A 7,049-nucleotide genomic window follows, 5' to 3' on the forward strand; every position below is an offset into this window, starting at 1 on the left:
GCCTGCCGCGCCCCGGGGTGCTGACACGCCGCAGCCACGCGCGTGCGTAAATCCAGTGAATAAGCTTGCATCCTGGGACTTACGACCAAACCTCGCCGTAAGATACACCGTTCACGAATCTGCTATAAAGTCTTGCCAGTCTTCTCGGTACTCAACCACTCTGGAAAATTTTCGAACTGATGGTTCGATTATCTTGACTTCTAAAGTTTGCCCCTTGCTTGCGAGTTCAGCGTAATGGCTTCTGATTCGGTTGTCTAGGCCAATTATTAAATTATGTATAAGTAGAGTTGTGTGGAATATGTCGATCCACTCGTCAAATTCTACATTATGAAGCTGTGATGCTTTATCACTTTCGACATAATTATTGAGGTGAATATTTCTGCCTTGAAAAGAGTAATTAGAGTGTGCAATAGAGTTTCTTATTTGTGTCTTGTACGCTGCCTTTATGGCGTCGTACAAGATTGGAGAAATGGATTTTATTTTTTCTCGAATGAGAGTTCTAATAACCTCTTGCCTAGTTCCAATACTGTCAGTGTCTCTGCTGCTTTCAGATACTTTGAAATGCCAGTTGTAATCTTCTTTGTGCAGTATTTGAGTGAATTGATATAGTTTCTTAATTGTTAGGTCAGCTTCCCATATTTTCAGATATATCAACATCTCTAATTGTATAGTCGTTTCTTCTTTTTCAAGAAGCTTTTCGATTTCTTCTCTCTTGCCCGGGTTGTAATCAAATAATTTTACGTATTCCTTATGATCTAATGGATGAATATATGTTGTTCTGTACTGGTTGATGAATTTATAATGTGTTTGCGCCGAGTGGCCTTCTGCGCCAGGGCCTATAACATAAGGAGATAGTCTTTTGCCATCAGAGGTGATAAATCCACCTATGTCCTTTTGATAAAAACCATTTGCTAAAACTAATAGAAGATTTCCACTATGATTTTGATTGCGAAGGGCAAGATGAAATAATCGTTCTATCTCATCTGAAAGTGTAGAGCCTTTTGCGTCTAGGATGTCTTTGAAGAGCATGATGTGTCTTAGTGAATGGTTAAAAAAAAGAGGCTGATTAATCAACCTCTTTTTTGCTTACTACATATTCCGCCGATACTGCCCCCCAACCTCAAACAGCGCGTTCGTAATCTGCCTCAGGGAGCAGTACTTCACCGTTTCCATCAGCTCGGCAAACAGGTTGCCGTTGGCAATGGCGACTTGCTGGAGCTGCTGGAGGCGGGCCGGGGCCTGGTCGGCGTGGCGGGTTTATATGGTTTGCGGAGTGGGGTGCAGGCCGGAGGCTTGGAGCTTCTGCTTCATGTAGTGCTGCAGTTCCTGGAAGCTCATGTGCCCGGTTTCGCGGGTGATGTTGGCCCGGATGGCGCGCATCATGTCCACGGCGTCGAAGGCTTTGGTTGGTTTAGTCGTTTTCATACTTGTTCAGAAATTATCCCTGCGCCTTAGAGGCATCTACCACCGCTTGTAGAGCACCCAACAAAGCAGGTAGCTGAGCTAAATAATAGCGTTGCTCATCCAGAATGAACTCATTGCCTTCGTACTTCAGAAAGCGCCATTCGATGCCCGTGGTGGAGCAGCCATAAAGGGTGTGAATGGGATTCTTTTCCTGCTCGTTCAGTCGGCGGGCCGCGATAAGCTGCGCCGCGCACTGAATGGTGCCAAGTTCCAGATCCTGCTTCTTGGCCTCAGTAATGCAGAAAACCGGAGCCGCGATGAAGTCCTGAATACGGCTGAAAGAAAAGATAAAGTCACATTCGCCCCGCAGTCCCGCGCCGATATCTACGTCCAGGTTCATGCCCGAATAAATCGAAAAGGAGCGGTGGTTCCGGTCGCTCAGCTCCATCAGTACCGGCGTTACCAGCCGTTCGGAGCGGGACTTCTCACTATTAAAACCCAAATTCTGCCCTTTCCGCAAGGCTTCCCGGAGCCACGCAGTGGATTCAATCGGTGTAAGCTGAGGAAAGAGCGTGTCGGCGCGAAACTGGACGTCGAACTGCTGCCGCAAATCGAAAACGGAAAAATCGCTGTAAGCCATGATGCAGTTGAAAAGTATCCGTTCAATCCGTTAAAATCCGTTCAATCTGCGGTCCTACATATTCCGCCGATACTGCCCGCCCACCTCAAACAATGCATTCGTAATTTGCCCGAGCGAGCAGAACTTCACCGTTTCCATCAGCTCGGCGAAGAGGTTGCCGTTGGTAATGGCGACTTGCTGGAGCTGCTTGAGGCGGGCCGGGGCCTGGTCGGCGTTGCGGGCGGGCAGCAGGTTATGATCAGATGCGGGATAGTGGCAGGAAGTAGCCTTTGATGCAGTCGAGGTTACGGATTCAGATTTGAATGTGGTTCTTTTCGCGAAAGCCAGCTGTTTCATAGATGGGTTCACCTTCCCAGAACACGCCGCGCACCGAATCAAAAGCAGGTCGGTTTTCCGCCTCAAAAGAGGCGTGGAGCATTTGGATAACGGCGCAGTCCAGCTCACGGAGGAGTAAGTCTGCGGTTCTTCCTCGGTTGCGGGGTATCCTGGTGCCTGCTACTTCCAACGATGTTTGCAGCAACCGATAGGCCGATTTGAGATATTCCAGGTTGTCGTAATCCAGCAGGTCCAGACAATTGCCTAAATCCAGGATGACCCCGATAACGGCGGGCTGCTGGATATGACTGCCGGGACGTTGGCTCAATTCCGTCGCCCATTGCAAGGCGCGGCTGGGGCTGTTGTCCCAGAAATAGATGCCGTTGCCCAACCAATCGTACGGATTGTTACGCGGCTCCAATTCGGCTTGCCCTGTCAGAACCTGTTGCACGATGCTGGCATCCGTACCGTGAAACCCAAGCGTCAGGCCGGTTCTTGCGGTATACACAGATGCTTGTATTGGGCTTTAAGATTGCCTTTGGCAGTGATAATACCGGCCTTAACCAGAAAGTCATGGGAGGCTTGCTTGCTATGGGCCAGCCTTTGCCGCAGGGCCTCGAACTGTTCGATGTCTTTTTGGACTTTGCTATTCATGAGGCAGCGAAAATTAGCGCGTTAAGAGCATACGGATGTAGCTCTTAACGCTTTGGAAAGATAGTCGGTTCTTGCAAACGGCCTTACATGTTCCTTCTATACTGCCCGCCAACCTCGAACAACGCATTCGTAATCTGGCCCAGGGAGCAGAACTTCACCGTTTCCATCAGCTCGGCGAAGAGGTTGCCGTTGGCAATGGCGACTTGCTGGAGCTGCTTGAGGCGGGCCGGGGCCTGGTCGGCGTTGCGGGCGTGCAGCAGGTTGAGCATTTCAATCTGGTACTGCTTTTCCTCGTCGGTGGCGCGGATGACCTCGGCGGGTACCACCGTGGGCGACCCTTTGGAGGAGAGGAAGGTGTTCACGCCGATGATGGGATACTCGCCCGTGTGCTTGAGCATCTCGTAGTGCATACTTTCCTCCTGAATCTTGCCGCGCTGGTACATGGTTTCCATGGCGCCCAGCACGCCGCCGCGCTCGGTGATGCGGTCAAACTCCAGCAGCACCGCCTCTTCCACCAGGTCGGTCAGCTCCTCGATGATGAAGGAGCCCTGGAGCGGGTTTTCGTTTTTGGCCAGGCCCAGCTCGCGGTTGATGATGAGCTGGATGGCCATGGCTCGGCGCACCGATTCCTCGGTGGGCGTGGTAATGGCCTCATCGTAGGCGTTGGTGTGCAGGGAGTTGCAGTTGTCGTAGATGGCGTAGAGGGCCTGCAGGGTGGTGCGGATGTCGTTGAAGTCGATTTCCTGGGCGTGCAGGCTCCGGCCGCTGGTCTGGATGTGGTACTTGAGCATCTGCGAGCGGGCGTCGGCGCCGTACTTGAGCTTCATGGCCTTGGCCCAGATGCGGCGCGCCACCCGGCCGATGACGGCGTACTCGGGGTCGATGCCGTTGGAGAAGAAGAACGAGAGGTTGGGCGCGAAGTCGTTCACGCTCATGCCCCGGCTCACGTAGTACTCCACGAAGGTGAAGCCGTTGGAAAGCGTCAGGGCCAGCTGGGTGAGCGGGTTGGCTCCTGCTTCAGCTATATGGTAGCCGGAGATTGAGACGGAATAGAAATTCCGCACCTTCTCTTTAATAAAGTACTCCTGCACGTCGCCCATGAGGCGCAGGGCAAATTCGGTGCTGAAGATGCAGGTGTTCTGGGCCTGGTCTTCCTTGAGGATGTCGGCCTGCACGGTGCCGCGCACCTGGCTCAGGGTGCGGGTTTTGATGGGTCCGTACACGTCGGCGGGCAGCACCTGGTCGCCGGTGACGCCGAGCAGCAGCAAACCCAGGCCGTCGTTGCCGGCGGGCAGCTCGCCCTGGTAGCGGGGACGGGTCTGGCCCTGGTAGAGGGCATCGATTTTCCGGTTCACCTCGTCTTCCAGGCCGTGCTCCTTAATATAGAGCTCGCACTGCTGGTCGATGGCGGCGTTCATGAAGAAGGCGGCCAGCGTGGCGGCGGGGCCGTTGATGGTCATGCTGACCGAGGTGCTGGGGTTGGCCAGGTTGAAGCCCGAGTAGAGCTTCTTGGCGTCGTCGAGGCAGGCGATGCTGACGCCGGCGTTGCCGATTTTGCCGTAGATGTCGGGCCGCACGTCGGGGTCCTCGCCGTAGAGCGTCACCGAGTCGAAGGCGGTGCTCAGGCGCTTGGCGGGCAGGCCCATGCTCACGTAGTGGAAGCGCCTGTTTGTCCGCTCGGGGCCGCCTTCGCCGGCAAACATGCGGGTCGGGTCTTCGCCCTCGCGCTTAAACGGAAACACGCCGGCGGTGTAGGGAAACTCGCCGGGCACGTTTTCCTGGAGCTGCCAGCGCAGCAAATCACCCCAGGCCGTGTAGCGCGGCAGGCTCACTTTGGGAATCTGCTGGTTGCTCAGGCTGGTGGTGTGGGTCTGGATGCGGATTTCCTTGTCGCGCACCTTGAAGACGAACTCCGGGGCTTTGTAGGCGGCTACTTTAGCCGACCAGGTTTCCAGGAGTTTCCAGTTCTGCCCGTCCAGCCGGAGTTTGACCTCCTCGAAGGTGCTCTCCAGGCCGGCCACGAGGCTTCCGGGTTCGGGTCCACTGCCGCCGCCCCCGGTGCCAGGTCCGCCAGCGGCGTTTCCGAGACTTTGGACGGCTCCGATGGCTTGTCGGATGCCGTAGAGCTGCTGAGCGGCGTCAGCTTGTTTGAGAACCCACTGGTCATATTGGCGGTTGGTTTCGGCGATTTCGGAAAGGTAGCGGGTGCGGTGCGGCGGAATGATGTAGATCTTCTCCGAATCCGCCACGCTGGTTTCGAGCTTGGAGGCGAACTGAGCCCCGGTTTTCTCCTCCACCATCCGCAGTATAGCGCGGTAGAGGCGGTTCATGCCCGGGTCGTTGAACTGCGAGGCGATGGTGCCGAACACCGGCATATCGTCGAGCGGCTGGTCCCAGTGGCCGTGGTTGCGCTGGTACTGCTTGCGCACGTCGCGCAGCGCGTCGAGGGCGCCGCGCTTGTCGAACTTATTGAGGGCAATGACATCGGCGAAGTCGAGCATGTCGATTTTCTCCAGCTGGGTGGCCGCGCCGTACTCGGGCGTCATCACGTAAAGGCTGGCGTCGGAGTGCTCGATGATTTCGGTGTCGGACTGCCCGATGCCGGAGGTTTCGAGGATGATCAGGTCGAACTCGGCGGCCCGCACCACGTCCACGGCGTCCTGCACGTACTTGCTCAGGGCCAGGTTGCTCTGGCGGGTGGCCAGGCTGCGCATGTACACCCGCGGCGAGTTGATGGAGTTCATCCGGATCCGGTCGCCGAGGAGCGCCCCGCCGGTCTTGCGCTTGCTGGGGTCGACGGAGATAATAGCAATGGTCTTCTCGGGGAAGTCCATCAAAAAGCGCCGCACCAGCTCATCGACGAGCGAGGACTTGCCCGCGCCGCCGGTGCCGGTGATGCCGAGGATGGGGGTTGGTTTAGTGCCTGGGGCCTCGTGCTTGGTGCTTAGGTCGTTCTGGCTGCTGTCGGTGTTTTGGAAGTCGGCGACCAGCTGGGATTTTACCCTAGCGAATTCCTCGGGGAAGTTTTCGGCGGCCGAAATCAGGCGGCCGATGCTGCGGGCGTCTTTCTCCTTGACGTGGTTGACTTCGCCGTTCAGGTTCTGGCCGGTGGGGAAGTCGCAGCGCTCCAATAGGTCGTTGATCATGCCCTGCAGGCCCATGGCGCGGCCGTTGTCGGGGGAGTAGATGCGCTCGATGCCGTACTGTTCGAGGTCGGCAATTTCGGTGGGCAGAATCACGCCGCCGCCGCCGCCGAACAGGCGTACGTGGCCCGCGCCGCGCTCCTTGAGCAGGTCGAACATGTACTTGAAGTACTCATTGTGGCCACCTTGGTAGGAGGTAATGGCAATGGCCTGGGCATCTTCCTGGATGGCGCAGTCCACGATTTCCTGCACCGAGCGGTTGTGGCCCAGGTGGATGACTTCGGCCCCGCTGCTCTGAATAATGCGGCGCATAATGTTGATGGCCGCGTCGTGCCCGTCAAACAGGGCGGCGGCGGTGACGATGCGGATGTGGTTTTTCGGCTTATAGGGAGCTGCGGGAGCTACTGACATAGCGCGGGGAAGTAGGGTGGAATTTGGGGTAGCGAAGGTACGAAAAAAGCCCCGGCGGTGGGAGCGGGGGCTTTGTGCTGGGTGTTTATGCGAAGTATTATACCTTGGCCGGAGTTTGTTAAACTACTGAAATAATGGGGGAGCTTATACCTGAATTCTTTGTGGAATTGGTGGGTAGACTCCTGTTGGTTGGGGTAGGCGGGACGGTTCGATGGTTGTTCTTTCGGGGGCTGCTGCGGAGAACGAAGCGCGCTTAAGCTGATTATTTGGAGGATACTGGTGTTAACGTTATGATTATGATATTGCTCATTGTGCTCATTGTTTGCTTAGTGGGGGCGAGTCAGACCTAGAGGAATGTACTACTCCCCAAAAACTGGACAGTTTAGGCGGGGTTTGTTAAGCAAATGGACGAGGTGTTGAAGGTAGGGTTTTGGGCGAAGATTTGCGCGGGGGTTTGGCCCTTCAGACCTTGATGGGGGCGC

Annotated in this window: 5 protein-coding genes and 2 pseudogenes; all 7 read right to left on the bottom strand. The window is 55.8% G+C overall.

Annotation, left to right across the window (positions count from 1 at the left end; genetic code table 11):
• Nucleotides 1-111: 111 nt before the first annotated feature.
• Complete coding sequence (locus E5J99_RS20430) at nt 112-1,029, bottom strand: hypothetical protein (RefSeq protein WP_135499663.1); 918 nt, start codon at nt 1,027-1,029, stop codon at nt 112-114.
• 60 nt (nt 1,030-1,089) lie between these two features.
• Nucleotides 1,090-1,254, bottom strand: a pseudogene (locus E5J99_RS22345) (methylmalonyl-CoA mutase family protein); the annotation flags it as partial.
• 3 nt (nt 1,255-1,257) lie between these two features.
• The gene (locus tag E5J99_RS21510; protein ID WP_167852268.1) at nt 1,258-1,425 is read right to left on the bottom strand and encodes a hypothetical protein; all 168 of its coding nucleotides are present in this window, start codon (nt 1,423-1,425) and stop codon (nt 1,258-1,260) included.
• A 13-nt stretch (nt 1,426-1,438) separates the two neighbouring features.
• Nucleotides 1,439-2,044 carry a hypothetical protein gene (locus tag E5J99_RS20440; protein ID WP_135499664.1) on the bottom strand — a complete coding sequence of 202 codons (606 nt, stop codon included), beginning with the start codon at nt 2,042-2,044 and terminating at the stop codon, nt 1,439-1,441.
• 54 nt (nt 2,045-2,098) lie between these two features.
• Nucleotides 2,099-2,272 (bottom strand): annotated as a pseudogene (locus E5J99_RS22350) (methylmalonyl-CoA mutase family protein); the annotation flags it as partial.
• A gap of 64 nt (nt 2,273-2,336) precedes the next feature.
• The gene (locus E5J99_RS20450) at nt 2,337-2,867 is read right to left on the bottom strand and encodes a hypothetical protein (protein ID WP_135499665.1); all 531 of its coding nucleotides are present in this window, start codon (nt 2,865-2,867) and stop codon (nt 2,337-2,339) included.
• A 229-nt stretch (nt 2,868-3,096) separates the two neighbouring features.
• A complete protein-coding gene (locus tag E5J99_RS20455; protein ID WP_135499666.1) occupies nt 3,097-6,567 on the bottom strand; it encodes a methylmalonyl-CoA mutase family protein in 3,471 nt (1,156 codons plus the stop codon).
• Nucleotides 6,568-7,049: the final 482 nt, after the last annotated feature.

Source organism: Hymenobacter elongatus (assembly GCF_004745955.1).
Taxonomy (GTDB): Bacteria; Bacteroidota; Bacteroidia; order Cytophagales; family Hymenobacteraceae; genus Hymenobacter; species Hymenobacter elongatus.

What these genes read in the sequence shown, in the direction of transcription:
- E5J99_RS20455 (WP_135499666.1), bottom strand. Translation starts at nt 6,567, where the DNA reads ATGTCAGTAGCTCCCGCAGCTCCCTATAAGCCGAAAAACCACATCCGC.
- E5J99_RS20430 (WP_135499663.1), bottom strand. Translation starts at nt 1,029, where the DNA reads ATGCTCTTCAAAGACATCCTAGACGCAAAAGGCTCTACACTTTCAGAT.
- E5J99_RS20440 (WP_135499664.1), bottom strand. Translation starts at nt 2,044, where the DNA reads ATGGCTTACAGCGATTTTTCCGTTTTCGATTTGCGGCAGCAGTTCGAC.
- E5J99_RS21510 (WP_167852268.1), bottom strand. Translation starts at nt 1,425, where the DNA reads ATGAAAACGACTAAACCAACCAAAGCCTTCGACGCCGTGGACATGATG.